At 67.6% G+C, this 24,943-nt stretch carries 20 protein-coding genes and 1 pseudogene; 12 read left to right on the top strand and 9 right to left on the bottom strand.

What is annotated here, in order from left to right; translation table 11 throughout:
• Positions 1-248: 248 nt before the first annotated feature.
• A pseudogene (locus AZG88_RS27275) lies at positions 249-791 on the top strand (dihydrofolate reductase family protein); the annotation flags it as partial.
• Positions 792-878: 87 nt separating this feature from the next.
• Here the strand turns inward: AZG88_RS27275 and AZG88_RS27270 are convergent.
• Entirely contained in the window at positions 879-1,397 is a 519-nt protein-coding gene (locus AZG88_RS27270) for a hypothetical protein (protein WP_082833492.1), read from the bottom strand.
• A 382-nt stretch (positions 1,398-1,779) separates the two neighbouring features.
• Between AZG88_RS27270 and AZG88_RS27265 the strand changes: the two genes are divergently transcribed.
• Entirely contained in the window at positions 1,780-2,955 is a 1,176-nt protein-coding gene (locus AZG88_RS27265) for an alpha/beta hydrolase family protein (RefSeq protein ID WP_061699710.1), read from the top strand.
• On the opposite strand, the gene AZG88_RS27260 is transcribed toward AZG88_RS27265, so the two are convergent.
• From AZG88_RS27260 to AZG88_RS27235, 6 genes are all read right to left on the bottom strand, one after another.
• Complete coding sequence (locus tag AZG88_RS27260) at positions 2,864-4,486, bottom strand: GMC family oxidoreductase (RefSeq protein WP_061699693.1); 1,623 nt, start codon at positions 4,484-4,486, stop codon at positions 2,864-2,866. The genes AZG88_RS27265 and AZG88_RS27260 overlap by 92 nt on opposite strands.
• On the bottom strand, positions 4,483-6,051 hold the full coding sequence (locus tag AZG88_RS27255) for an APC family permease (protein ID WP_005252403.1): 1,569 nt from the start codon (positions 6,049-6,051) through the stop codon (positions 4,483-4,485). The genes AZG88_RS27260 and AZG88_RS27255 overlap by 4 nt, the downstream gene beginning before the upstream one ends.
• 56 nt (positions 6,052-6,107) lie before the next feature.
• Positions 6,108-7,628 (bottom strand): aldehyde dehydrogenase family protein, encoded by a 1,521-nt coding sequence (locus AZG88_RS27250; RefSeq protein ID WP_025433069.1) that lies wholly within the window; start codon positions 7,626-7,628, stop codon positions 6,108-6,110.
• A complete protein-coding gene (locus AZG88_RS27245; RefSeq protein WP_082833491.1) occupies positions 7,625-9,271 on the bottom strand; it encodes a BCCT family transporter in 1,647 nt (548 codons plus the stop codon). The genes AZG88_RS27250 and AZG88_RS27245 overlap by 4 nt, the downstream gene beginning before the upstream one ends.
• Positions 9,268-10,440 (bottom strand): aromatic ring-hydroxylating oxygenase subunit alpha, encoded by a 1,173-nt coding sequence (locus AZG88_RS27240; RefSeq protein ID WP_005252400.1) that lies wholly within the window; start codon positions 10,438-10,440, stop codon positions 9,268-9,270. The genes AZG88_RS27245 and AZG88_RS27240 overlap by 4 nt, the downstream gene beginning before the upstream one ends.
• 382 nt (positions 10,441-10,822) lie before the next feature.
• On the bottom strand, positions 10,823-11,635 hold the full coding sequence (locus AZG88_RS27235; protein WP_005252398.1) for an IclR family transcriptional regulator: 813 nt from the start codon (positions 11,633-11,635) through the stop codon (positions 10,823-10,825).
• A gap of 198 nt (positions 11,636-11,833) precedes the next feature.
• On the opposite strand from AZG88_RS27235, the gene AZG88_RS27230 reads away from it, so the two are divergent.
• Together AZG88_RS27230 and AZG88_RS27225 are read left to right on the top strand one after the other, a co-directional pair.
• Entirely contained in the window at positions 11,834-12,178 is a 345-nt protein-coding gene (locus AZG88_RS27230; protein ID WP_005253983.1) for a bifunctional 3-phenylpropionate/cinnamic acid dioxygenase ferredoxin subunit, read from the top strand.
• Positions 12,175-13,353, top strand: coding sequence for an NAD(P)/FAD-dependent oxidoreductase (locus AZG88_RS27225; RefSeq protein WP_005252396.1), 1,179 nt, complete (start codon positions 12,175-12,177; stop codon positions 13,351-13,353). The genes AZG88_RS27230 and AZG88_RS27225 overlap by 4 nt, the downstream gene beginning before the upstream one ends.
• A gap of 8 nt (positions 13,354-13,361) precedes the next feature.
• Here AZG88_RS27225 and AZG88_RS27220 read toward each other — a convergent pair whose 3' ends face one another.
• A complete protein-coding gene (locus AZG88_RS27220; protein WP_005252395.1) occupies positions 13,362-14,162 on the bottom strand; it encodes an IclR family transcriptional regulator in 801 nt (266 codons plus the stop codon).
• Between the two features lie 339 nt (positions 14,163-14,501).
• Here AZG88_RS27220 and AZG88_RS27215 point away from each other — a divergent pair, with 339 nt between their 5' ends.
• The 4 genes from AZG88_RS27215 to purU all read left to right on the top strand — a co-directional run bounded on the left by AZG88_RS27215 (position 14,502) and on the right by purU (position 19,439).
• A complete protein-coding gene (locus tag AZG88_RS27215) occupies positions 14,502-16,964 on the top strand; it encodes a GcvT family protein (protein WP_061044377.1) in 2,463 nt (820 codons plus the stop codon).
• Positions 16,961-17,587, top strand: a complete 627-nt coding sequence (locus AZG88_RS27210; RefSeq protein ID WP_061044376.1) for a cyclodeaminase/cyclohydrolase family protein — start codon at positions 16,961-16,963, stop codon at positions 17,585-17,587. Before AZG88_RS27215 ends, AZG88_RS27210 begins: the two co-directional genes overlap by 4 nt.
• Complete coding sequence (locus tag AZG88_RS27205) at positions 17,584-18,477, top strand: bifunctional 5,10-methylenetetrahydrofolate dehydrogenase/5,10-methenyltetrahydrofolate cyclohydrolase (RefSeq protein WP_061044375.1); 894 nt, start codon at positions 17,584-17,586, stop codon at positions 18,475-18,477. Before AZG88_RS27210 ends, AZG88_RS27205 begins: the two co-directional genes overlap by 4 nt.
• 113 nt (positions 18,478-18,590) lie before the next feature.
• The gene (gene purU, locus AZG88_RS27200; protein WP_061699692.1) at positions 18,591-19,439 is read left to right on the top strand and encodes a formyltetrahydrofolate deformylase; all 849 of its coding nucleotides are present in this window, start codon (positions 18,591-18,593) and stop codon (positions 19,437-19,439) included.
• A gap of 67 nt (positions 19,440-19,506) precedes the next feature.
• On the opposite strand, the gene AZG88_RS27195 is transcribed toward purU, so the two are convergent.
• Positions 19,507-20,178 (bottom strand): GntR family transcriptional regulator, encoded by a 672-nt coding sequence (locus AZG88_RS27195; RefSeq protein WP_005253976.1) that lies wholly within the window; start codon positions 20,176-20,178, stop codon positions 19,507-19,509.
• Positions 20,179-20,291: 113 nt separating this feature from the next.
• Here AZG88_RS27195 and glyA point away from each other — a divergent pair, with 113 nt between their 5' ends.
• The 4 genes from glyA to AZG88_RS27175 all read left to right on the top strand — a co-directional run.
• Complete coding sequence (gene glyA / locus AZG88_RS27190) at positions 20,292-21,617, top strand: serine hydroxymethyltransferase (protein WP_061044373.1); 1,326 nt, start codon at positions 20,292-20,294, stop codon at positions 21,615-21,617.
• Positions 21,617-22,852 carry a sarcosine oxidase subunit beta family protein gene (locus AZG88_RS27185; protein ID WP_005252387.1) on the top strand — a complete coding sequence of 412 codons (1,236 nt, stop codon included), beginning with the start codon at positions 21,617-21,619 and terminating at the stop codon, positions 22,850-22,852. Before glyA ends, AZG88_RS27185 begins: the two co-directional genes overlap by 1 nt.
• 33 nt (positions 22,853-22,885) lie before the next feature.
• Positions 22,886-23,164, top strand: coding sequence for a sarcosine oxidase subunit delta (locus tag AZG88_RS27180; protein WP_061044372.1), 279 nt, complete (start codon positions 22,886-22,888; stop codon positions 23,162-23,164).
• Positions 23,161-24,943 (top strand): 2Fe-2S iron-sulfur cluster-binding protein (locus tag AZG88_RS27175; protein ID WP_156517636.1); only part of this gene is annotated, 1,783 nt, incomplete at its 3' end. The genes AZG88_RS27180 and AZG88_RS27175, both read left to right, overlap by 4 nt.

Here is a 24,943-nt window from a genome sequence, read left to right as displayed (position 1 = left end):
ATATTACATAATCGTGGCGACCGCTACGGTTGTCGAATACGCGCCCCGCAGCCTGGACTCACACCACACACCGGCCCCTGCCCGACGACGTCCGGCACGTCGACCGACAGCCGAGCACGCGCCACCCCGGGTGCCACTCTGCAACGCGAGTTCAGCGCCCTCATGGGCGTCGCACACCGGTAGATCCGACCAGGCCCGGTCGGTCGTGCGGCGATGGCTTTGCGACCGTGGCGGTGTCAGTATTCGATATGAGAACACTCGCGATCACCCAGAACATCACCCTCGACGGCTCCATCGAGATGCTCGGCGACTGGTTCGACCCGGCGGACCAGGATCCGCAGCTGCTCGAGGCGACCCGCCGGCAGTCCGAGCGTGCGGACGCGATGTTGCTGGGCAGGCAGACCTTCGAGGACTTCCGCGGCTATTGGCCCCGACAGACCGACGACCAGACTGGGATCACCGACGAGCTGAACCAGATTCAGAAGTACGTCGTCTCCTCGACCATTGCCGACCCCCAGTGGCGGAACTCGACCGTGCTCACAGGCGACTGGATCGCCCAGGTATGCGCCGTGAAGGGGCAGGCGGGCCGCGACATCGTGGTCACGGGCAGCATCACTCTGACCCACGCCCTGATCGAATCCGGCCTGGTCGACGAGTACCGGCTGTTCGTGCACCCCGCCGTCCAGGGTCGGGGACGACGACTGTTCCCCGACGGGTACGAGATGCCGAGACTGCAACTGGTGGAGGCCCGCGGCTTCCGGAACGGCGTCTCTCTGCTGCACTACACCGTCCGAGGACACCACCCCAGTGGCCCTCGGTGGACGACGATTTCCCAGCAGGCGGCCCCGCCGGGACCGTTCCGGCTCCGGATGCCGCCGCTACCGCTCCGCGTCAGCAGGAGCTGTGACCGTGGTGGTGGGGGTCGTCGGTGTGGGTCTCTTCGTCCGCGTCGGTAGCTCTGGTGGCGGCAGGATCCAGGTAGTCGTCGGCTCCGACGAGCGTGTCACCGGAAGCACCTCGAAAGTCGTCTGCACCACCATGGACGGGGTCGGCACGCACCGCAGGCCGGCCACCTGGAAACCGCGACTGCCGCGGTTCGGCACCGCCGCGCGGAAGTCGGCGACGCTGCCGACCTGACGGGTCTCGCCCAGGACACGATCGCCGAACTCCACCGTCCACGGCCCGCCGCAGGTCGGAAGACTCGTCGCGTGATACTGGATGCGGTCGCCCGGCTGCCCGCGCGGCGGAGTGACGACGAGGACCGGCCCGGCGGGATCGAGCATGCGCGTCGCTTCCCTGTCGGGTTCGCTCGACGCACCGCCGCCGGCGTGGACTGCGAGCAGGACAGCAACCGACCCGACGAATACCGTCGTCGCCAACCAGGGCGTCTGCCGCACCGACCTCACCTCGCACCTCAATTATGCGGCTTCGCCGCCCGTGCGCACCGACTCAGCACCACCGACGGGCGCACTCAAAATATCGTCACGGCGGCTCCTAGCTCGTCCACCGCCAGGGCAGCACAAGCGGTACCGCCGCAAAAAGGAGCGAATTACACTGCACAACAGTATATTTCATACTCCATTACCTCGGCGCCATTCAGACGCTGATCCCCGATCATTGCTCCGGCGCGAGCCCCCGCACTCACCCCGGGACCCCCGTTCGGCTCGCAAATCCATTGATCGATTGCACCGAAGCAGCACCACCACTGCCAATCGGCCGTCCTCGCACGGATCACGCGTGTCCTGGCCAGATGCCATCACGGGTACGTACGGTGACTCGGTGACCGAACCAGCGCGCAGAGTCGACATCGTCTTCGCCCCCGGCGTGGTGGCACACCGCGGAACCGCGGAGGAACTCGTGGGCCGGGCGCTGGATGCACGCGGCCTGACCGGCGAGTTGTCGTTCGCCGCGGACACCGCCGGGCTGGAGCGGGCCGTGCGGTCGGCGGCGGGGCGAGGCGAATTCATCGCCGTGCCCGGTGCCGGGGCCTCCTTCACCGCCCCGGCCGGCGGGGCGATCCGCGTCGATTTCGGGGAGGGCGAGGCCGACCGCTCGGCGGGCACCCGGGTCCACATCCGGGGGCGGGGACTCGACGGACTCCGCTACGCCGTCGACAGCTGGTACCACCACCGCTTCCACCCCGGGCGGATCGTCCGCTACGGCGACCACCCCGATCAGCGAGTGGAACTACGGATCCCGGGCGGCGACGGCCCCTTCCCCGTCGCCGTGTTGGTCCACGGCGGATTCTGGCGTCCTCGTTGGGAGTCCGACCTGATGGACGCGCTGGCGGTCGACCTGACGGCCCTCGGGTACGTCACCTGGAATGCCGAGTACCGGCGGGGCGCGGAGCACCGTTGGGCTGCAATGACATCTGATGTTGCCGACGCCGTGCGGGCCGTCGCGACCGTCCCGGAGGCGGACCCGGAGCGGGTCGTGATCCTCGGCCACTCGGCCGGTGCTCAGCTCGCGCTCCGCGCCGCCGCCGACGCCGCTGCCGAGCAGGCGGCGGTTCGTCCGGCCCTGGCGGTCAGCCTCGCCGGGGTGCTGAATCTGCGACTCGCCGGCGAACGCCACCTCGGCGAGGGCGCGGTGGCAGACGCCGTCGGCAGCCACTGGGCCGGCGACCGTGCGGCGTACGAACGGTCGTCGCCGATCGAGCGACTGCCGCTGGGCATCCCTCAGCTGGTGGTGTGCGCCGTCGGGGACGAGCCGGACATGCTGGAGATGAGCAGGGAGTACCACGAAGCCGCCGCGGCGACCCCCGACGACGTCGTCCGGATCGAGGGGCCCGGCGATCACTTCACCGTCATCGATCCGGAGAGCGAGATCTGGCGAAGGACCGCCGAGGCGATAGACGCCCGGATCAGACCTCGGACAACGTCGACTCCGCCGCCCGCAGCCCGGCCGCGGTCCGACCACGGAGCAGATCCGCGCACCTCTCGGCCATCGTCATGACCGTGATGTTCGGATTGACGTGCGGCAGTTTCGGCATCGCCGACGCGTCGACCACCCGCAGTCCTCGAACCCCCTTGACCCGCAGTTCCGGGTCGAGCACCGCCATCGGATCGTCGACACTGCCCATTCGGGCCGTGCCCGCGGGGTGATACACCGTGTTGTGGGTCTTGTGGATGTAGTCGAGGATCTCGTCGTCCGTCACCGCGTCGGGTCCCGGCGCCAGTTCGCGGGCGATCCACCCGCGTAGCGCCTTCTGCTCGGCGATCGTGCGGGCCAGCTTCACCCCGGACAGCATCACCCGGTCGTCGTGACCCTCGCTGTCGGTGAAGTACCGTGGATCGACCTTCGCGCGGTCGCGGAAGTCCCGCGACCGCAGCCGGACCGTTCCGCGGGAGCGTCCCTGAGTGACGTTGGGTGTCAAGCAGAATCCGTTGTCGGTGGTCGGGTAGCCCCACCGCAGGGTGTTCATGTCGAACGGGACGCTGCCGTAGTGCATCATCAGGTCGGGATGGTTCAGGCCCTCCCGGGTGGTCGCGAACAGGCCGATCTCCCACCACTGCGTCGATTCGGTGACCATCGGCTGGGACGCCTCCCAGAACACGAGCCCCTCGACGTGATCGTCGAGGTTCGATCCGACACCGGGCGAGTCGACGCGCACGGGAATCCCGAACTCCGCGAGATGCTCCGCCGGACCGATACCCGACAGCATCAGCAACTTCGGGGTGTCGATGGCCCCGGCCGTCACCACCACCTCCCGTCGCGCCGACACCGTGTCGTAGCCGGTGAGGTCGGGACGCTGGTACCGGACGCCCGTCGCCGTCTGCTGTTCGTCGAACAGGATCTCGCTCACCCAGCAGCCGGTCCGAACCTCCAGATTGGGCCGGGTCCCGAGGATCGGGTGCAGGTAGGCGTGCGACGACGACATCCGGGTACCGTCCTCGGACGCGTTGATCTGGAACCACCCGGCACCGTTGAGCACCGTTCCACCGCGGTTGAATGCAACGGTCGGCAGACCGACCGCGGCGGCGGCGTCGAGAACCGCTCGGCCGCACGGGTCGTTCGGCGGGACGTCGCGCAACCGCACCGGCCCGCCGCGGCCGTGCCCCTCACCGGGGGCGTCGTTGCTCTCCAGCCGACTGACGTACGGGAGGATGTCACGCGCACCCCATCCCGACGCCCCCATCGCCTCCCAGTCGTCCAGTGCCTCGGCGGGCGGCCAGAATGCGATACACGAGTTGTGGGACGAGCAGCCACCGAGAACCTTGGCCCGGGCGTGCCGCATGAAGCTGTTGCCCTTCTCCTGCGGCTCGACGGGGTAGTCCCAGTCGTACCCGGAGTCGAGCAGATGCATCCACTGGGACAGCTCGAGGATCGCCCGGTCCCCCACGTCGGACGGGCCCGCCTCGAGCAGGCACACCGTCACCGCCGGGTCTTCGCTGAGACGAGCCGCGAGAGCGCATCCCGCGCTGCCGCCGCCCGCGATCACGTAGTCGAATTCCCCTGCAGTGCTCTTCGATTCGCCGTCGGTCATCGGGCGAGCTCCTTGTCGTTCGGTTCGGATTCCGGCGCGGGCGTTACCACCGCCGCGCAGTGTGACGTCAACGTTCCGATGTGGTGCCTGCCGGTGGTGAGGTACCACAGCAGGCCGAACCCGAGGATGACGCCGATGTAGACGAAGGCGCCCCAGGTGTTGTACCAGGGTTCGCCGTACACGGCCTCGCGCGGCCAGGCAAGGTTGAGGGCCATCCCGATTCCCCACACGAGCGCGACGATGTTGACGGGTAGTCCCCATTTGCCCATCGTGAAGTAGCCACCCTCCTTCAGGTCCCGCGGCGGCCACTCACCCCGCAGCCTCTTCTTCAGCATCGGTCCGGTGACCATCAGGTAGGCCAGGTAGATCATGATGATCGCGATCGAGGTCAGCACGGTGAAGATGTGGGGCTGGCCGATGTTGACCACCAGGATCAGCGCGGCCACCACCCCGATCGTCACGGCAGGCACGACGGGTGTCCGCGTTCTCGGGTGGACGCGGGCGAGCCGCTCACCGAATGGGAGTGCGTTGTCGCGAGCCATCGCGAAGGTCAGCCGGATGGCGGCGGTATGCACCGCCAGCGAGCAGACGGTCACCGCGATCACGATGCATACCAGGAAGATCGTGCCCAGCGGCCCCCACATCACCTGCTCCACGATGTACTGCAGGCTGCCGTCCGACGCGCCGATCTTCGGATCGTCGAGGTCGGGTGCCGCCATCACGGCGAACACGAGGATCGCGCCGCCGATCACGAACGACGCGAGGATCGCACGGAAGATCGCCTTGGGGGCGGTGCGGCGGGGTTCGACCGTCTCCTCGCCCAGCGAACTCGCGGTGTCGAAGCCGTACATCACGTAGCCCGACGCGAGCGTCGCCACCAGGAACGCACCGAGGTATCCACCGCTTTCGCCTGCGCCGTACCCGTGGGTGGAGAAGAATACCTGCGGGCCGCGGGTCATGTTGGCGGCGAGGATGATCGCGATCAGCACCGCCGCGATGATCTCGATGAACACACCGGCGCTGTTGATCATCGCCATGAGACGGACACCGAGCGCGTTGACGACGGTGGTGAAGCCGATCATCACCGTCCCGAGAATGACGGCGTTGGTGGCGAAGTCGTGTTCTCCGGTGCCGTCACCGACGATCTGGAAGCCGCTCCACAGCCGCGGCAGGTTGAGCTGCAGTGCCAGCACAACGGCCGACAGGGTGACGATCGACGCGGTGAGCATCAGCCAGCCCGCGGACCACCCCACTATTCTGCTGCCGAGCGTCTTCGCCCAGTTGTACACGGAGCCGGCGATCGGATACTTGGCGGCCAGCTCCATGAAGCACAGTGCCACGGCGAGCTGGCCGACGAACACCAGCGGCCACGACCACAGGTAGGCGGGGCCGGCGGTGCCGAATCCGAAGTAGAACAACTGGAAAGTGCCGGTCAGAATGGAAATGTAGCTGACGCCCGCGGCGAAGCTCGCGAACTTGCCGATACTGCGATCGAGGGACTCCTTGTAGCCGAAATCCTCGAGTCCACTGTCGTGATCGCCGGTTGTGTTGTCGGTACTGGTCATTCGATCACTTCCTGAGAAGTTGAGTGTGCCTGCTCGCGCGCCCTGCCGGGAGAATGTCAGGGCGCGGTGAACCAACCCGCGAGAGGCGAGGTCGTGTTGTTCCAGATGTGTTTGACTTCCTGGTATTCGGAGAGCCCGGCGGGTCCGAGTTCGCGTCCGTTGCCGGACTTCTTGAATCCGCCCCATTCCGCCGCCGCGGTGTAGTAGCCGAAGTCGTTGAGCCACACGGTCCCGTGGCGCAGGCGGCGCACCACCCGTTCGCCCCGGGCGGCGTCCGACGTCCGGACTCCGGCGGCGAGGCCGTACTCGGTGTCGTTGCCGAGCCGGACCGCGTCCTCCTCGGTGGTGAATCTCTCGACCGTGAGAATGGGCCCGAACGTCTCCTCCTGCACGATGCGCATGGAGCGGTCGCAGTGGTCGAAGATGGTGGGCAGGTAGTAGCTGCCGCCGTCGAGCGCGGGATCGGCGGGCCGGGAGCCACCCGTACGGAGCGTCGCCCCTTCGGAGATACCCAGTGCCACATAGGATTCTATCTTGTCGCGCTGCGCCGCCGACACGAGAGGTCCGGTCTCGCTGCCGGGATCGAGACCCGGTCCGACGCGGATGGCCTCGGCGCGCGAGACGAGGGCGGCGACGAAGTCGTCGGCGATCGACTCCTCCACGATCAGCCGCGTCCCTGCCGAGCACACCTGCCCCGAATGCAGGAAGACGCCGGTGAGCACCTGGTCGACCGAGGACTCCCATTCGGCGTCCGCGAAGACGATGTGCGGGTTCTTCCCGCCCAGTTCCACGGCGACCTTCGTGACGTGCTTCGCGGCCGTCTGCAGGATGGTGGTGCCGGTCGCGAGTCCACCGGTGAACGAGATGAAGTCGACGTCACCGGTGTCGGTCAGCGCGGGGCCGAGGTCGGCGCCGCTGCCCTGCACGAGGTTGACGACCCCGGCGGGCACACCCGCCTCCTCGATCAGCCGGGCGAACGCGATCGTGCTCAGCGGCGTGACCTCACTGGGCTTGAGCACCATCGTGCACCCGGCGGCCAGCGCGGGTGCCACCTTCCAGGAGATCTGGAGCAGCGGGTAGTTCCACGGTGCGATGAGGACGCACACCCCGATCGGTTCGCGAACGACCCGGGAGACGACCGCGGGGTCACCCACGTCGACCACTCGGTCGCTGGAGACGAGGGCCAGCCGGGCGTAGTACCGGAATACCGAGACGACGTCGTCGATGTCGATTCGGCTCTCCACCAATGTCTTACCGGTGTCCAACGTCTCGATACGCGCCAATTCCTCCTTGTCGCGCTCGAGGAGATCCGCGATGCGCGACAGGAGCGACGATCGCACGGCAACCGCCGTCTCCGGCCAGTCCCCGGCATCGAAGGCCGCCCGGGCCGCCAGCACGGCTCGCCCGGCGTCTTCGGGCGACGCCTCGTCGACCGTGGCGATCACGTTCCCGGTTGCCGGGTCGATGCAGTCGCGGGTGCGCCCCGACGTCGCCGCGACCCACTCCCCCGCGATGAAATTCACCTTCCCGAACAACCTCGGGACGTCGAGATCCGCGGATAGTGCCGACATCTTCATACTGTGTCCGAAACCCTCTCGTGTGCAGACTTTTTCGATGAACCGACGATGAGCGGATCACGGGAGACGTCCCGATACAGCGAGAAGCACAGTCCGATCATCACCAGAAGGAACGGCGCGGCCGCGATGATCGTCATCGTCTGCAGCCCCTGAAGGGCGTCCGAGCCGCCGGTCCAGAGGATGAGTGCCGCGGTGCCCCCGGTGAGGGTTCCCCAGAAGATGACGACCCACGTGCTCGGTTCTCGTGCACCACGCTGCGACAGCGTGCCCATCACCAGCGACGCGGCGTCCGCGCCGGACACGAAGAAGATCGCAACCAGCACCATGACCAGCACGGTGGCGAATCCGGTCAACGGCAGATGGTCGAGCATCCCGAACAACTGGCCTTCGGTCGACGAGCGGGCCGCCAGGTCGACTCCGTCCTGCTGCTGTCCGATGCCGGCACCGCCGAACACCGCGAACCACACGAGGCTGACCGAGGTGGGAATGACGATCACGCCGATCACGAACTGCCGGATCGTGCGGCCGCGGCTGATCCGGGCGAGGAACATTCCGACGAACGGAGTCCACGACACCCACCACGCCCAGTAGAAGATCGTCCACGACGACAGCCAGGACGCCGTGTCGTCGCCGGAACTCGCGGCCGTCCGTCCCGACATGGTGGCGAGTTGCGCCGCATAGTCCGCGATCGCGGTGGGGAGCAGATTGAGGATGAGGACGGTCGGACCGAGCACGAACACGAACAGCGCGAGAATCACCGCCAGCACCATGTTGATGTTGGACAGCCAGTGGATGCCCCGCGCGACTCCCGACACCGCCGAACCGACGAACGCGAATGTCAGCAGCCCGACGAGGGCAACGAGCGCGAACGTGCCGACGTTGTCCATCCAGCCGATGATCTCGAGGCCGGAACCGATCTGCAGTGCGCCGAGCCCGAGCGACGCGGCGGTGCCGAACATCGTCGCGATGATCGCGAGGATGTCGATGACCTTCCCCACGGCGCCTTCCGAGCGGCGGCCGAGGAGAGGGAAGAACGCGGCGCTGATGAGTTGTTTGCGTCCGCGCCGGTAGGAGCCGTAGGCGATGGACAATCCGACGACCGCGTAGATCGCCCACGGGTGCAGTCCCCAGTGGAACATCGTCGTGGCCATCGCCGAACCGACGGAACCGTCTGTTCCCGGCGCCGGGCTCACCATGTGGGCGAGGGGTTCGGCGACGCCGTAGAACATCAATCCGATTCCCATGCCGGCGCTGAACATCATCGCGATCCAGCTCACCGTTCGGAACTCCGGTTTCTCGCCGTCGCGGCCGAGCGGAATCCGGCCGTACCGGGAGAACGCGAGGAACAGCGAGAAGACGACGAACGCCGACGACGCGGCGATGAACAGCCAACCGAGGTCGGCCACCAGCCAGTCCAGCGCCGCGGTCGACACGACCGAGAGGTTCTCCGGCGCCAGCAGTCCCCACAGGATGAGTCCGACACCGAGCGCCGCGGCCGTGCCGAACACCACCTTGTCGACGCTCCGCCGCCCCTCGCCGCCGGACGGCACCGCCGGCTCCTGCTCCTGGTGTCGAGGTTGCGGATCGACATCGTTCACCCTGGGAGGGTCGGTCACCCTCGGTTGCTCGCCGGCGTAGGTCATCGGGGATCCCCGCTCAGCCTTTCGAGTAGCCAGTCGTGGAATTCGCCGATGTGGTGTTCCGCGGGCACCAGCACACCCCCGTTCCGGTACGCCTTCGACGCCATCGTGGGCTGGGTCCGCTCACAGGCGTCGAAGTCCTGCTGGTTGACCCGGTGGAACAGCTCCACCGAACGGGAGACGTCCCGACCCGATGCGGTGACCTCCGGGGAGTACAGCCAGTCGCATTCGACGATGGTGCGATCCGCGGACACGGGGTACATGCGGTGGAAGATGACGTGGTCGGGCACGAGGTTGACGAAGACCTGCGGCCGGATCGTGATGGCGTAGTACTTGCGGTCCTGGTCGGGTCTGATGCCGGACAACGACTCGAATCCGCCGGTTCCGTCGATGGTGAATCCCTCGACGTCGTCACCGAAGGCGGCACCGTGCCCCACGAAGTACTGTGCGGCAAGGCCGTCCGCGAACTCGGGAAGTACCTCGGTGAGCTCGGGGTGGATGGTCGCGCAGTGGTAGCACTCCATGAAGTTCTCGATGATCAGCTTCCAGTTGGCCGCGACGTCGTAGACGATCCGGCGGCCGAGTTCCAGGGTTCCGATCTGGTACCGGTCGATGGCGGCCGGATCACCGAGTCGTTCGGTGACGGCGCCGACGACCTCGTCCTCGAACGACGGCGGTTCGTCGGCCAGGCACACCCATGCGTAGCCGAGCCATTCGCGAAGCGCGACCGGCACCAGTCCGTACCGCACCCGGTCGATGTCGGCTCCGGTCTCGTCCCGCAGCGCGGCCATGTTGGGGGCGGCCACCAGTTTGCCGTCGAGTCCGTACGTCCACGCGTGGTAGGGGCACTGAAGGTTTCTGCGGATCTGCCCTTCGTCCTCGGTACACAGCATGGCGCCGCGGTGCCGGCAGATGTTGAGGAAGGCGCGCAGTTCCCCGTCGCGGCCGCGGACGAGGAGCACGCTCTCCCGGCCCACCGTGACCTTCCGGAAGGCTCCGGGGTCGGCGAGATCGGCGGCGCGGACGGCGCAGAACCACATCGCCTCGAACAGGTTCTCCTGTTCGTCCGTGAAGATGTCGGCGTCGGTGTAATAGCGGCCACCGAGGGTGGGGATCAGTGCCGGTGCGGGCGCGGAGGCGGGAGCGGGGGCTTGGACGTCCGGAGCGGACATAGATGTCACCGTTTCTTTCGTTGCCGGGAAAGATGCGTTTCGGTCGGGCTGTGACCTGATGTCTGTGTGCGTAGGGGGCGCAGATCGCAGGGGGCGTCGTTGCCGAGTGTGACGACATGCGTGCCCGATCCGCGGCGACCGTTCGAACAGCGGGCAGCTGTTCCCGCCGAGTCATCGCGGCGTCAGCATTGTTGCGTCATCAGCAACGCTATGCGATTTACACAACTTAGACTGTGGCCCGCGGACGTGTCAAACATCACATTCGACACTTCTTTCGCAGACGCGACACGACCGAAACATCGCGTTAACCGCGGACGGCCGAAACCCGGGCAAACGGGACTATCCGTTCGTCCCGCCTTGAGGGAGAAGCACTTCCGGGCGTTCAGTCACCCGCGCCGACGGATTGCTGCGCTTCGATCCGCGCGACCGCGTCGGCGAGTTCGAGCGCCACGGCCTCGAACCGTTCGGGCGCCAGCCGGTACTCCGGACCGGACACACAGATCGACGCGACGATCCGGTTGGTGACCTTGCTCCGCACCGGCACGGCGATGGAATTGAGCCCCGCTTCGAGTTCCTCGGCCGTGGACGCCCACCCGCGCGACCGCACGTGCTCGAGTTCGACGTCGAGCGCCCGGAAGTCGGTGATCGTATTGGGAGTGAGCGGGCTCAACTGCGGCCCCAACCGGCTCCGGAGCTGGCCGGACGTCAATTCCGAGACCAGGACCTTGCCGGTCGCGGTCGCGTGCGCCGGGGTCACCTGACCCACCCACGTACGCAGCGCGACGTGGCGATCGCTGCGGGCCTCGAGCACGTTGAGAGTCGCCGCACCGTCCAGTACCGCGAGGTTGACCGTCTCCCCGAAGGCATCGGCCAGGCGGTCGCACTCCGGCTGCGCAACCTCGACGAGCCCGCTCTGCGCGACCGTGGCCTCGGCCAATCGCACTACCGCGAATCCGAGCTGATACTTGCCGCGAACACCCGCTTCCTCCACGAATCCGCGTTGCTGCAGCGAGGCGATCAGGCGTGACACGGTCGATTTGTGCACGCCGAGACGCACGGCGATCTCCGAGGCGCCGACACGGCCTTCTGCCGCGACTATCTCGAGCACGTCGATGGCACGTTCCACCGCGTGCACGGTCTTCGCCTTTCCTTCCGTTCCCTGGGCCGCGGGCGCCGTTGCCTCGGATTCACTCATGCCCCGAGGTTATGCCCACCCACTTCGGGAACGCAGTTTTTACACGCGAATGCTTGACACCGTGGGGCAGCACCGGAGAGCATTGTGTTGCACACCTTGCAAGTCGTCGCGCATAGCGCAACAACCGCTCCACAACTTGTCCTTCCTCCCCGACGCTTTCGGAGGTATCGAGTGATTCTCGATAACGATTCCCCAGTTGTGACCCACCCCGGCGCCACGGCCTTCCCCGTGTGCGAACTCGTGACACTGCCCGTGGGCGAAGTCGTCACGGTGACCCCGCCGGGCATGGCTGCCATCTCCGTCTTCCACACCTCCGACGGTCTGTATGCCATCGACGACACCTGCACCCATCAGGACGCCTCCCTCGCCGACGGCTGGGTCGAAGGCTGCACCGTCGAGTGCCCGCTCCACGAAGCGTGCTTCGACCTGCGCACCGGAGTGCCCTCGGGCCCACCGGCCAAGATCGCAGTCCGCACACACGATGTGTCGATCGTCGACGGCACCGTGCTGCTTCATCTCGAAGAGAAGGGCGACGCCCGATGAACACTGTCCCGAATTCCATTGTGGTACTCGGTGCTTCACTCGCCGGACTGTCGGCGGTCCGCGCACTGCGCGAGAAGGGATACGCAGGCCGCCTCGTCGTGGCCGGGAGCGAGCAGTCCCTGCCCTACGACCGGCCGCCCCTGTCCAAGGAATTCCTCACCGGCGACCTGACCGACGAGGACCTCCTGTTGATGAACAGCGACGACGACACACTCGACGTCGAATGGCGCATGAACCGAACGGCCACCGGTCTGGTCCGCTCCCCCGACGGGAGCCACCGGGTCACGTTCGACGACGGATCCCACTTCGACGCCGATGCCGTCGTCGTCGCGACGGGCGCGCGCGCCCGGACCCTGCCCGGACACTCCGGCCTCGCCGGCGTGCACACCCTCAGGTCGGTCGACGACGCACGCGCACTGCGGGATTCGCTGTCACGTGCACAGAACCTCGTGATCGTGGGAGCAGGGTTCATCGGCGCCGAGGTGGCCTCCACCGCGGCCCGCATGAGCCTGAACGTCACCGTCGTCGAGGCCTCGCCCACGCCCCTCGCCGGCCCGCTCGGCATCGAACTCGGGGCGATCTGCGCAGGACAGCATGCCGCACACGGCGTCCGGCTCCTCACCGGGGCAGTCGTCGCCGCACTGCTCGGTGACGACGCGGTCGAAGCCGTCCAGCTGAGTGACGGAACGACCCTCCCCGCGGACGCCGTGGTGGTCGGAATCGGGGCCGTCCCCAATGTCGAATGGGCAAGCGACTCGGAACTGATGATCGAAGACGGTTTCCTCACCGACTCGTCGTGCCGCACGAACGTCCCCGGCGTGTACGCGATCGGCGACTGCGCGCGGACGTTCGACGACGCCCACCAGGTGCACCACCGAAGCGAACACTGGAGCAACGCCGTCGCACAGGCCGCCACCGTCGCCGACACGATCATGGCCACACCGTCCGGACCCGCCGCGATCCCGTACTTCTGGTCCCACCAGTACGGCAAGATGCTGCAGTTCGCCGGGACGAGACACAGCACCGACGAGGTCCGGTTCGTCGACGGCGATCCCGGAACCGGCACGTTCGTGGCCACCTACGACCGGGACGGCGACACCGTGGGCGTCTTCGCGATGAACAGTCCCCGGCTGTTCACCCGGTACAAGAAGCAACTCGCCAGGTCGCGGGCCTGATGCCGGCACTACGTGACGGCATAGCCCAATCGGCTGCTGATCTGCTGGGACGTGTCGAGTGCGGCGCGGGCGACGTCCTCGAACCGTTCCGGCAGCAGTCGGTAGGCGGGGCCGGACACACTCAGAGCAGCAATCATTTTCGACGTGTAGTCGCGGATCGGGACGGACACCGCGTTCAGCCCGAGTTCGAGTTCCTCCTCGGACTCCGCCCAGCCCCGCTCGCGAATGGTTTTCAGCGATTCCACGAGCGCAGGCACATCGGTGAGAGTTTTCTCCGTGAGAGCAATCGGAGTTTCTCCCACGCGCTCCGCGAGTTCACTGTCGGACAATTCCGTCAGCAACAATTTTCCACTCGCCGTCGCATGTGCCGGGCTGCTCTGACCCACCCAGGTATTGGTACCGACACCGGACGGACCGTCCGCTTTGACGATGCTCACCGAGCGATTGCCGTCGAGTATCGACACATTGACGCTCTCGCCGACAGTTTCCGCCAGTTCGGCGCACAATTCCTGACTCTGCCGCACCAGATCGCCGTCCGGCGACGCGGTGCGGGCCAGACGGACGATGGAATTGCCGAGCTGGAACTTTCCCCGGTTCTTCAATTGGGCGACGTAGCCTCGCGAATCCAGAACGGCAACGAGGCGCGACGCGGTCGACTTGTGGACACCCAACTCGTCGGCGATTTCCGTGACGCCGGCGGTACCGAGCCTCGCCAGGATTTCGAGTACCGCCAGAGCGCGGTCCACTGACTGCACAGCGCCGGACGGCCGGCTCCGATCTCCATTCGAGTTATCGTCCAATTCAGTCATCGCGACTTCAGGATAGGCGACATCACCGTGCGACGGTTACCTCCATCCACACCCGGTTCCGCGTCATCACCGTCGCGCACGGTGCACATTTCCACGGTCGCTCGCGGAATCGCTCTCATTTCCCCAACCAATCATCGTGGAATTACCCGCAATTCGGGGTTGACCCCCTTACTCTTCCGAACCTAATGTGTTGATATATCAGTTGCCGTAATGGAGTCACATCAGTCCGATCCGTTTCGCAATTCACAGTTCTTTCCGGCGCCGTTCGAGCCCACACCGAACACCGAATCTCCCGCAACTTCGCCACACACAGGCACCCACCCAACCAGGAGGACCATCATGGGGTCACCGCGCGTAGTGATCATCGGAGCCGGCATCGTCGGCGCGAATCTGGCCGACGAGCTCACCGCTCGCGGCTGGGATCGGATCACGGTTCTCGACCAGGGACCGTTGCCGCTCACCGGAGGCTCCACGTCGCACGCACCGGGCCTGGTGTTCCAGACGAACGCGTCCAAGACGATGACCGAGTTCGCCCGGTACACGGTCGAGAAGTTCGTCGGACTCGACGTGGACGGCGAATGGTGCTTCAACCAGCTCGGCGGACTCGAGGTGGCCACCACCCCCGAGCGTCTCGCCGATCTGCACCGCAAGCAGGGCTGGGCCACGTCCTGGGGCATCGAGGGCGCCGTCCTCGACCCGGCCGAGTGCGCGAAGCTGCACCCGCTGCTCGACGAGAAGCGGGTTCTCGGCGGGCTGTACGTGGAGACGGACGGCCTCGCGAAGGCGTCCCGTGTCGTCGTCGCGCTGGCCCGGCGCGCCGAGGCCCGCGGTGCCGTGTTCCAGGGTTCGACGAAGGTGATCGGCATCGAACAGAGCGGCGGCAAGGTGACCGGCGTCGCCACCGCCGACGGGGTGATCCCCGCCGACATCGTGGTGTCCTGCGCGGGCTTCTGGGGTCCCGACATCGGCGCGATGGTGGGCATGGACGTCCCGCTGCTCCCTCTGGCGCACCAGTACGCGAAGACCGAGCAGATTCCCGAACTCGTCGGACGGAACACCGAACTCGCCGAGGCGGGCTTCCCGATCCTGCGCCACCAGGACCAGGATCTGTACTTCCGTGAGCACGTCGACCGCCTCGGCATCGGCACGTACGCTCACCGCCCGATGCCGGTGAACCTGCGCGACCTGGACGAGAGCGACGACGTGTCCGCGTCCGACATGCCGTCGATGCTGCCGTTCACGGAGGAAGACTTCGCGCCGTCGTGGGAGCAGAGCAAGTTGCTGCTGCCGTGCCTCGAATCCGCGAAACTGGAGGCCGGTTTCAACGGGGTCTTCTCGTTCACCCCGGACGGCGGACCGCTCATCGGCGAGTCCCCGGACGTCGCCGGGTTCTGGATCGCCGAGGCAGTGTGGGTGACGCACTCCGCCGGTGTCGGCCGGGCGGTCGCGCAACTGCTCGTCGACGGCCGCTCCGAGGTCGAACTGCACGGCTGCGACGTTCACCGCTTCGAGGAGATCCAGCTCGCACCCGACTACGTCAGCGAGACGTCGCAGCAGAACTTCGTCGAGATCTACGACGTGCTGCACCCGCTGCAGCCCAAGGAGTCTCCCCGCGACCTGCGGGTCAGCCCCTTCCACGCTCGCCAGAAGGAACTCGGCGCCGTGTTCCTGGAGAGCTCCGGCTGGGAGCGCCCGCACTGGTTCGAATCCAACGCCCGTCTGGTGCAAGACCTTCCGGCCGAATGGCAGCCACCGGCCCGTGAACCGTGGGCGGCGATGTTCCACTCCCCCATCGCCGCGGCCGAGGCCTGGCGTACCCGCACGTCGGTGGCGATGTACGACATGACACCGCTGAAGCGGCTCGAGATCAGCGGTCCCGGCGCGCTGGCCCTGCTCGACCGGCTGACGACCGGCAAGATGGACAAGTCCGTCGGGTCCGTCACCTACACGCTCGCGCTCGACGAGACCGGTGGCGTCCGCAGCGACCTCACCGTCACGCGACTGTCCGACACCGTCTTCCAGGTCGGCGCCAACGGCAACCTCGACCTCGACTACTTCCGCCGCCAGTCCCCCGACGACGGCAGTGTGCAGATCCGGGACATCACCGGCGGCACGTGCGGGATCGGGTTGTGGGGTCCGCGAGCCCGGGACCTGGTGCAGGCGCTGAGCTCCGACGACTTCACGAACGAGAACTTCAAGTACTTCCGCGCGAAGCAGGTCCGCATCGGCGGTGTTCCCGTCACGGCGATGCGTCTGTCGTACGTCGGCGAACTCGGCTGGGAGCTGTACACGTCCGCCGACAACGGTCTGCGACTGTGGGATCTGCTGTGGGCGGAGGGGCAGAAGTACGACGTCATCGCCGCCGGCCGCGCCGCGTTCAACAGCCTGCGGATGGAGAAGGGCTACCGCTCGTGGGGCAGCGACATGACCACCGAGCACAACCCCTACGAAGCCGGTCTCGGTTTCGCGGTCCGGCTGCAGAAGGGCGACTTCCGTGGGCGTGACGCGCTCGACGGCGTTTCCGACGAGACGGTGGAGCGGCGCCTGGCGTGCCTCATGATCGACGACCGCACGTCGGTGGTCCTCGGCCACGAGCCGGTGTTCGTCGACGGACAGCCCGCCGGGTACGTCACGAGCGCCGCGTTCGGTCACACGGTGGGGGCGCCGATCGCCTACGCCTGGCTTCCCGCGAACGCGACCGTCGACACCGCTGTGGAGATCGAGTACTTCGGACGCCGCATCCCCGCAACGGTCGTGGCCGAGCCGCTCGTCGACCCCGAGATGAAGAAGATCCGGTCATGACCCTCCGAGACGACACGATCGCCGGATTCCTGGATTCGCTCGCCGCTCGGACCCCCGCGCCCGGCGGCGGCGCGACCGGCGCTCTCCACCTCGGCCAGGCAGCCGCGCTGGTCTCGATGGTCGCCCGCTACACCACCGGCAAGAGGTACGCCGACCACGGGATGCTCGTCGAACGCATCTGCGCCTCAGCAGATGCGTTTCGCGAGAAGGCCCTGCAGTTCGCCGAGGACGACATGGCGGCATTCACGGCCGTCATCGACGCCTACCGGCTCCCCCAGGACACGGACGACGAAACGGCCGCCCGCAGGTCGGCGATCGCGACCGCCCTCGCCGGCGCCGCCGCGGTCCCCGCCGAGGTGGTGGTCGCGGCAGGCGACGTCGTCGCACTCGCCGACGTCCTGCTGCCGGTGGCGAACCGCACCGTCGTCAGCGACGTCGCGGCCGCCGCCGAGGCTGCCCGCGCAGCCGCCACCACCGCCCGGGTCAACATCGAGGTGAACCTGCCGGGTATCACCGATCCGGATACCCGCCGGGCCCTCACCGAGTGCCTGTCCGGCGTCGACGCGATCGTCGAGCGTGCCGACGCAGTCACGACACGAGTACGAAAGCAGCTGAGTTCATGACCAGAAGCCTCGGTGGCGCCGAACTCGCCACCTCCATCCGCAACGACGCGTCCGTCGCCGCAGCAGCCCTCGCCGAAATCGGGGTCCGGCCCAAGCTGGCGGTCGTGCAGGCCACCGACGACGAATCGACCGCCTGGTACGTGCGTTCCATCGCGTCGGCCGCGAAACGCACCGGAATCCTGTGCGACATCGTCGATCTCGGCGCCGCGGCGTCGACCGAGCAGATCCGCAGCACGCTCGTCGAACTCGGCCACGACCCGGATGTCCACGGAATCATCCTGCAGACACCCCTGCCGGACGGAACCGACCTCGACGCCCTCCGGGAAGCGATCAACCCCGCCAAGGACGTCGACGGCGCGAACCCGGTCAGCCTCGGCCGCCTCGTCGCGCGTCTGCCCGCGTTCGCGCCCGCCACCGCACAGGCCGTGATCGCTCTCCTCGATCACCACGGAATCTCCCCACACGGCAGGACGGCCGCGGTGGTCGGCAGATCGACGGTGGTCGGAAGTCCCGTCGCGCATCTGCTCGTGCAGCGCAACGCGACGGTGACTGTCTGCCACCGGCACACCACCGACCTGGCCGCCGGCACGCGTGACGCCGACATCCTCGTCGTCGCGGTCGGCATTCCCGGACTGATCACGGCCGACCACGTCGCCGACGGCGCCGTCGTCATCGATGTCGGGACGACGGCGACCGCGGACGGCCAACTGCTCGGTGACGTCGACGCCGCGGCCGTCGACGGCCGGGCGGGCGCGCTGACCCCGGTCCCCGGCGGGGTGGGACCGGTGACCACGGCGTTGCTGCTCAATCACACGGTCGACGCCGCCGCGACCCAGTACGCCCAGACTCGATCGGACTCCCTGCTCGCCGGGTTCCGTAGCAGCGTCTGACTTCGTCTCCACCCCTTGACCCGCTCGTCCAGCCTGAAATAGCATGGGCCCATTCTGATATATCAGTTCGCTCGGACTGACACCTCAATTGGTCCGGCATCGAGGAGACCCACATGACCCAGACCTTCACCCTGACGCTCAGCTGCGCTCAGCGTCCCGGGATCGTTCACGCAGTCAGCTCCTTCCTCTTCGAGCAGAACTGCGATATCGCCGAGCATCAGCAGTTCGACGACACCCGGAGCGACGCGTTCTTCCTCCGCACGTCGCTCGTGTCGGCAGAAGATGTCGACATCGAACGCCTCACGGCGGAATTCGGGAGCGTCGCCGCGAAATTCGGCATGACCTTCAACTTCAACGGCAGCGACCTGCCCCGCGTGATCGTGATGGTCTCCAAGATGGGTCACTGCCTCAACGACCTCATCTTCCGCTGGCGAGCAGGCAACCTCGGCGCCGAACTCGTCGCCGTCGTCTCCAATCACGAGGTGCTGCGCCCGATGGCCGAGGCCGCCGGGCTGCCGTTCGTCCACGTCCCGGTCACACCGGCCACCAAGCCGGAGGCCGAGGCCCGGCTACTCGAACTCGTCGAGGAGTTCGACGCGGATCTCGTGGTCCTCGCCCGGTACATGCAGGTGCTGTCGGACGACGCGTGCCGCGCGCTACGCGGACGGGCCATCAACATCCACCACTCGTTCCTGCCCGGTTTCAAGGGCGCCAAGCCCTACCACCAGGCGTTCGATCGCGGCGTCAAGCAGGTCGGGGCCACCGCCCACTACGTGACACCCGATCTGGACGAGGGTCCCATCATCGAGCAAGAGGTCATCCGCATCGACCACTCCTTCGACCCTGCGCGACTCGCCACGGTCGGGCAGGACGCCGAGGCCCTCGCGCTGTCGCGGGCCGTGCGCTGGCACTGCGAGAACCGCGTCCTGCTGCACGGTCATCGGACGGTTGTCTTCAGCTGAGGCGGCTCCGCCGCCCGTGAGTGGTTAACGAGTCCAGGGACTCGTTAACCACTCACGGGCCGGAGGCCTACAGCAGGTCGCGGATGGCCTTCTCGAAACCGGCGACGTGGGCGAGGGTGAGGGACGAGGCGGTGCTCTCGTCGCCGTCGACGATGGCCCGGAGCAGGGACACGTGCTCGCGGACGTGGCTCGCGACGTCGGGCAGCCGGTCGAGAAAGAGGCACCAGATGCGGGTGGCATGCGCGTCCAAGCTGACGAGGATGTCCTCGAGGTGAGGGTTCCCGGACGCCCGGTAGATCTCGCGGTGCACACGCACGTCCTTGCGCAGGACTTCGCGCGGGTCTTCGCTGTCGTCTATCTCCGCGATCTCGTCGGCGAGCGCGGTCAGCCGGGCTCGGGCGTCCGGGGACGCCGTCCGGGCCGCCCGGGCCGCCGCGGTCGGTTCGAGTTGCTTGCGGATCTCGGAGATATCGGCAAGGTCGGTCATGTCGACGGCGGTGGCAAACGTGCCGCGACGCGGGTAAGCGACGACGAGACGTTCCCGCTCGAGGCGCTTGAGCGCTTCCCGCACCGGTGTCCGGCCGAATCCGAGTTCCTCGGCGAGACGGTCGTCGTTGATCGGTTCACCGGGCCGGATGTCCAGCATGACCAGGCGTTCGCGCACGATCTCGTACGCGCGGTCGGCGTTGGTGCCGCCGTTCGATGCCGTGTCCGCGACCGATGAATGCGCCAGGCTCATGTTCCGTCTCCCTGATCTTCCGGAGCTATTGACCTTTGTCCGGTGCTGACCTTACTCTACTTTCCAGTTGATATATCAGTTCGAAGTCAACTGACCTTCCAGAAAGGCGAACCATGACCGTGGACACCGCACACCTCACCGAGGTGGCAGCAGCGAACCCGACGCTGACTCATTCGCTCGCCGATCTCGACCCCGCCGTGCACCAGGCGATCGCGGCCGAGCTCGAGCGACAGCAGGGCACCCTGGAAATGATTGCCAGCGAGAACTTCGCCCCGCTCGCGGTGATGCAGGCGCAGGGGTCGGTGCTGACGAACAAGTACGCCGAGGGATACCCCGGACGCCGCTACTACGGCGGTTGCGAGCACGTCGACGTCATCGAGCAGCTCGCTATCGACCGCCTCACCGCGCTCTTCGGTGCGACATTCGCCAACGTGCAACCGCACTCCGGAGCGCAGGCCAACGCCGCCGCGATGTCGGCACTGCTGAAGCCCGGCGACGGCATTCTCGGCCTGGACCTCGCGCACGGCGGTCACCTCACGCACGGGATGAAGCTGAACTTCTCCGGCAAGCTCTACGACGTCGCCGCGTACCACGTCCGCGAGGACGATCATCTCGTCGACATGGACGAGGTGGAGCGTCTGGCCCGTGAGCACCGCCCGAAGCTGATCCTCGCCGGCTGGTCCGCCTACACACGCCAGCTCGACTTCGCCGCGTTCCGTCGCATCGCCGACGAGGTCGGCGCGTACCTCATGGTCGACATGGCGCACTTCGCCGGACTCGTCGCCGCCGGACTGCATCCCTCCCCCGTCCCGCACGCCCACGTGGTCACGTCGACGACGCACAAGACCCTCGGCGGTCCCCGCGGCGGCGTCATCCTCACCAACGACGAGGCACTGGCGAAGAAGTTCAACTCCTCGGTGTTCCCCGGACAACAGGGCGGCCCGCTCGAGCACGTGATCGCCGGCAAGGCCGTCTCGTTCAAGCTCGCCGCCGAGCCCGAATTCCGGGAGCGCCAGGAACGCACGCTCGCCGGCGCGAAGATCCTCGCCGACCGCCTCCTCGAGGACGACTCCCGGCAAGCCGGCATCAACGTCGTCAGCGGCGGCACCGACGTGCATCTGGTGCTGGTGGATCTGCGCGAGTCCGAACTCGACGGCAAGCAGGCCGAGGACCGGTTGCACCGGGTGGGAATCACGGTGAACCGCAACGCGGTCCCGTTCGACCCACGTCCGCCGATGGTCAGCTCCGGGGTGCGGATCGGCACCCCCGCGCTCGCCACCCGCGGTTTCGACCTGGACGCGTTCACCGAGGTCGCCGACATCATCAGCTACGCGCTGCGACCGGCCACCGACGAGGCCGGACTCGACGAACTCCGCGCCCGCGTCGATGCCCTCGCGCTGCGCTTCCCGCTCTACCCCGACCTCACGGAGGCGAACTGATGAGTGCCACCCAGCCGCCCGGCGCCCACCTGCCCGACCACCCCGACTTCCTGTGGCGTAACCCGGAACCGAAGAAGTCGTACGACGTCGTCATCGTCGGCGGCGGCGGACACGGCCTCGCCACCGCGCACTACCTCGCCAAGAATCACGGCATCACCAACGTCGCGGTCCTGGAGAAGGGCTGGCTCGCGGGCGGCAACATGGCCCGCAACACCACGCTGATCCGGTCGAACTACCTGTGGGACGAGAGCGCCAAGATCTACGAGCACGCCCTCGAGCTGTGGGAGGGCCTCGAGGACGACCTCGACTACCCGATCCTGTTCAGCCAGCGCGGCGTCCTCAATCTCGCGCACAGCCTGCAGGATGTCCGCGACAGCGTCCGCCGGGTGGAGGCGAACAAGCTCAACGGAATCGACGCCGAGTGGGTCGGACCCGACGAGGTCAAGAAGCTGTGCCCGCTGGTGAACATCTCGAGCGACATCCGCTACCCCGTCCTCGGCGCGACCTATCAGCCGCGCGCCGGCATCGCCAAGCACGACTACGTGGCGTGGGGATTCGCGCGCCGCGCCGACGAGGCGGGCATCGACATCATCCAGAACTGTGAGGTCACCGGGTTCGTCACGGACGGCAACAAGGTGACCGGGGTGCGCACCACCCGCGGCGACATCGCGACCGGTCAGGTCGCGCTGTGCGCGGCCGGGCACACCTCGACGCTCACCGACATGCTCGGCATCCGCACCCCCGTGCAGTCCCACCCGCTGCAGGCGCTGGTCTCCGAGCTGCTCGAGCCCGTGCACCCGACCATCGTGATGTCCAACGCCATCCACGTGTACGTCTCGCAGGCGCACAAGGGTGAATTGGTGATGGGCGCAGGTGTCGACTCCTACAACGGGTACGGCCAGCGCGGCGCGTTCCACATCATCGAGCGTCAGATGGCGGCCGCGGTGGAATTGTTCCCGGTGTTCGCCCGCGCCCATCTGCTGCGCACCTGGGGCGGCATCGTCGACGTGTGCCCCGACGCCTCCCCGATCGTCGGACGCACCCCGTACGACAACGTGTATCTCAACTGCGGTTGGGGCACCGGCGGATTCAAGGCCACTCCGGGGTTGGGATGGTGTCTGGCGGACACCATCGCGAACGACGAACCGCACGAGTTCATCGCGCCGTTCAGCCTCGACCGGTTCGTCACCGGCGCCCTCGTCGACGAGCACGGCGCCGCGGCCGTCGCGCACTGATCCCCCGTCGCGTACTGAAATTCAGGAGCCACAATGCAACTCATCGAATGCCCGTGGTGCGGGTCCCGTGAGGAAACCGAGTTCCACTACGGCGGCGAAGCCCACGTCGCCTATCCGGAAGACCCCGAATCGCTGACCGACGAACAATGGGCACACTTCGTGTTCTTCCGCGCGAACCCGAAAGGTCTTTTCGCGGAACGGTGGAACCACAGCGCCGGCTGCCGGCGCTGGTTCAACGCCGTACGCGACACCGCCACCTACCGATTCCACAGCGTCTACCGCTTGGACGAGCAGAAGCCGACGATATCGTGAACGCACCCTTCCGCACCCGCCAGGGCGGTCGCCTCGACCGCGACACCTCCTACACCTTCACGTTCGACGGCCGGGAACTGACCGGTCACCCCGGTGACACGCTCGGTTCGGCCCTGCTCGCGAACGGCGTCCACCAGATCACCACCAGTATCAAGCTCGGCCGGGCCCGCGGCATCACCGCGGCGTGGGCGGAGGACACCGGCGGCCTCGTGCAGATCGAGGAGCCGTTCCCCGAGCCGATGCTGCTCGCCACCACCGTCGAGTTGTTCGACGGCCTCGTCGCCCGCGGCATCCCCGGTCAGGGACGGCTCGCCGAGATCCCCGATTCGGCGAAGTACGACGCCAAGCACGTCCACACCGACCTCCTCGTCGCCGGCGCCGGACCGGCCGGTCTCGCCGCCGCGCTCACCGCGGCCCGGGCCGGTGCGCGGGTGGTGCTCGTCGACGAGCAGAGCGAAGCCGGCGGAGACCTCCTCGGCAGCACGGACCTCATCGACGGCGCACCCGCCCTCGACTGGGTCGCGGCCGCGGTCGCCGAACTCGCGACCTACCCGGATGTGCTGCACCTGCAGCGCACCACCGCGTTCGGCAACTACGACGACGGTTTCGTCCTCGCACTGCAGCGTCGCACCGATCACCTCGGTGTCGAGGCCCCCGCCGCGCTGAGCCGCCAACGGGTCTGGCGTATCCGCGCCCGGCACATCCTCGTCGCCGCCGGAGCGCACGAGCGTCCCGTCGTCTTCACCGACAACGACCGCCCGGGCATCATGCTCGCGCACGGCGCCCGCACGTTCCTGCACCGCTACGGTGTCAAGGTGGGCGAGCAGGCCGTCGTGTTCACCACCAACGACAGCGCGTACGAAGCCGCGATCGACCTGCACGATGCGGGTGTCCGCATCAACGCGATCGTCGAGGCCCGGGACGAGGCACCCGCCCGCTGGCAGCGTGAGTGCGACGCGCGCGGCATCACCATCCGCACGGCATCGGTGGTGTCCGGCACCCGCGGCAACGGCCGGATCAGCCACGCCGTCGTGTCGCACCGCACGGACACCGATCACCGGTTCCGCGTCCCCCTCGCCTGCGACGTCCTGCTGGTCAGCGGCGGCTGGAACCCGGCCGTGCACCTGTTCTCCCAGGCCCGCGGCAAGCTCCGCTACGACGAGACCCTCGGTGCCTTCGTGCCCGGCGAGGACCTCGACGGAGTCTCCGTTGCCGGGTCCGCGAACGGTGTGCTCGACCTGGACGGGTGCCTGCGCGACGGGCAGACCGCCGGCCAGTCGATCATGCGCGATCTCGGCTTCACCGTTCCCGATCGCACGATCGACCCGGAACCTGCACCCACGATCGAACAGTCCACTCCGCTGGTTCTCTGGCGGGTGCGGGACGTCGCCGGTGAGGACACCCAGTTCGTCGACGTGCAGCGCGACGCGACGGTCGCCGACCTCGCCCGCGCGGTCGGTGCGGGGATGACGTCGATGGAGCACATCAAGCGCTACACGACCATCGGCACCGCGCACGACCAGGGCAAGACGTCCGGTGTGATCTCCTCCGGCATCACGGCCGAACTGCTGGGCAGGCCGATCGAGACACTGGGCACCACCACGTTCCGGCCGCCCTACACCCCGGTCGCGTTCGCCGCCCTCGCCGGCCGCAGCCGCGGCGCCCTCTTCGACCCCGAACGGGTGACGGCGCTGCACGATTGGCACGTCGGCCGCGGCGCGGTGTTCGAGGACGTCGGGCAGTGGAAGCGTCCCCGCTTCTACCCCCTCCCCGGGGAGG

The organism is Rhodococcus sp. LB1, assembly GCF_001583455.1.
GTDB lineage: Bacteria > Actinomycetota > Actinomycetes > Mycobacteriales > Mycobacteriaceae > Rhodococcus_F > Rhodococcus_F opacus.
This window is presented reverse-complemented; position numbering and strand designations above follow the sequence as displayed.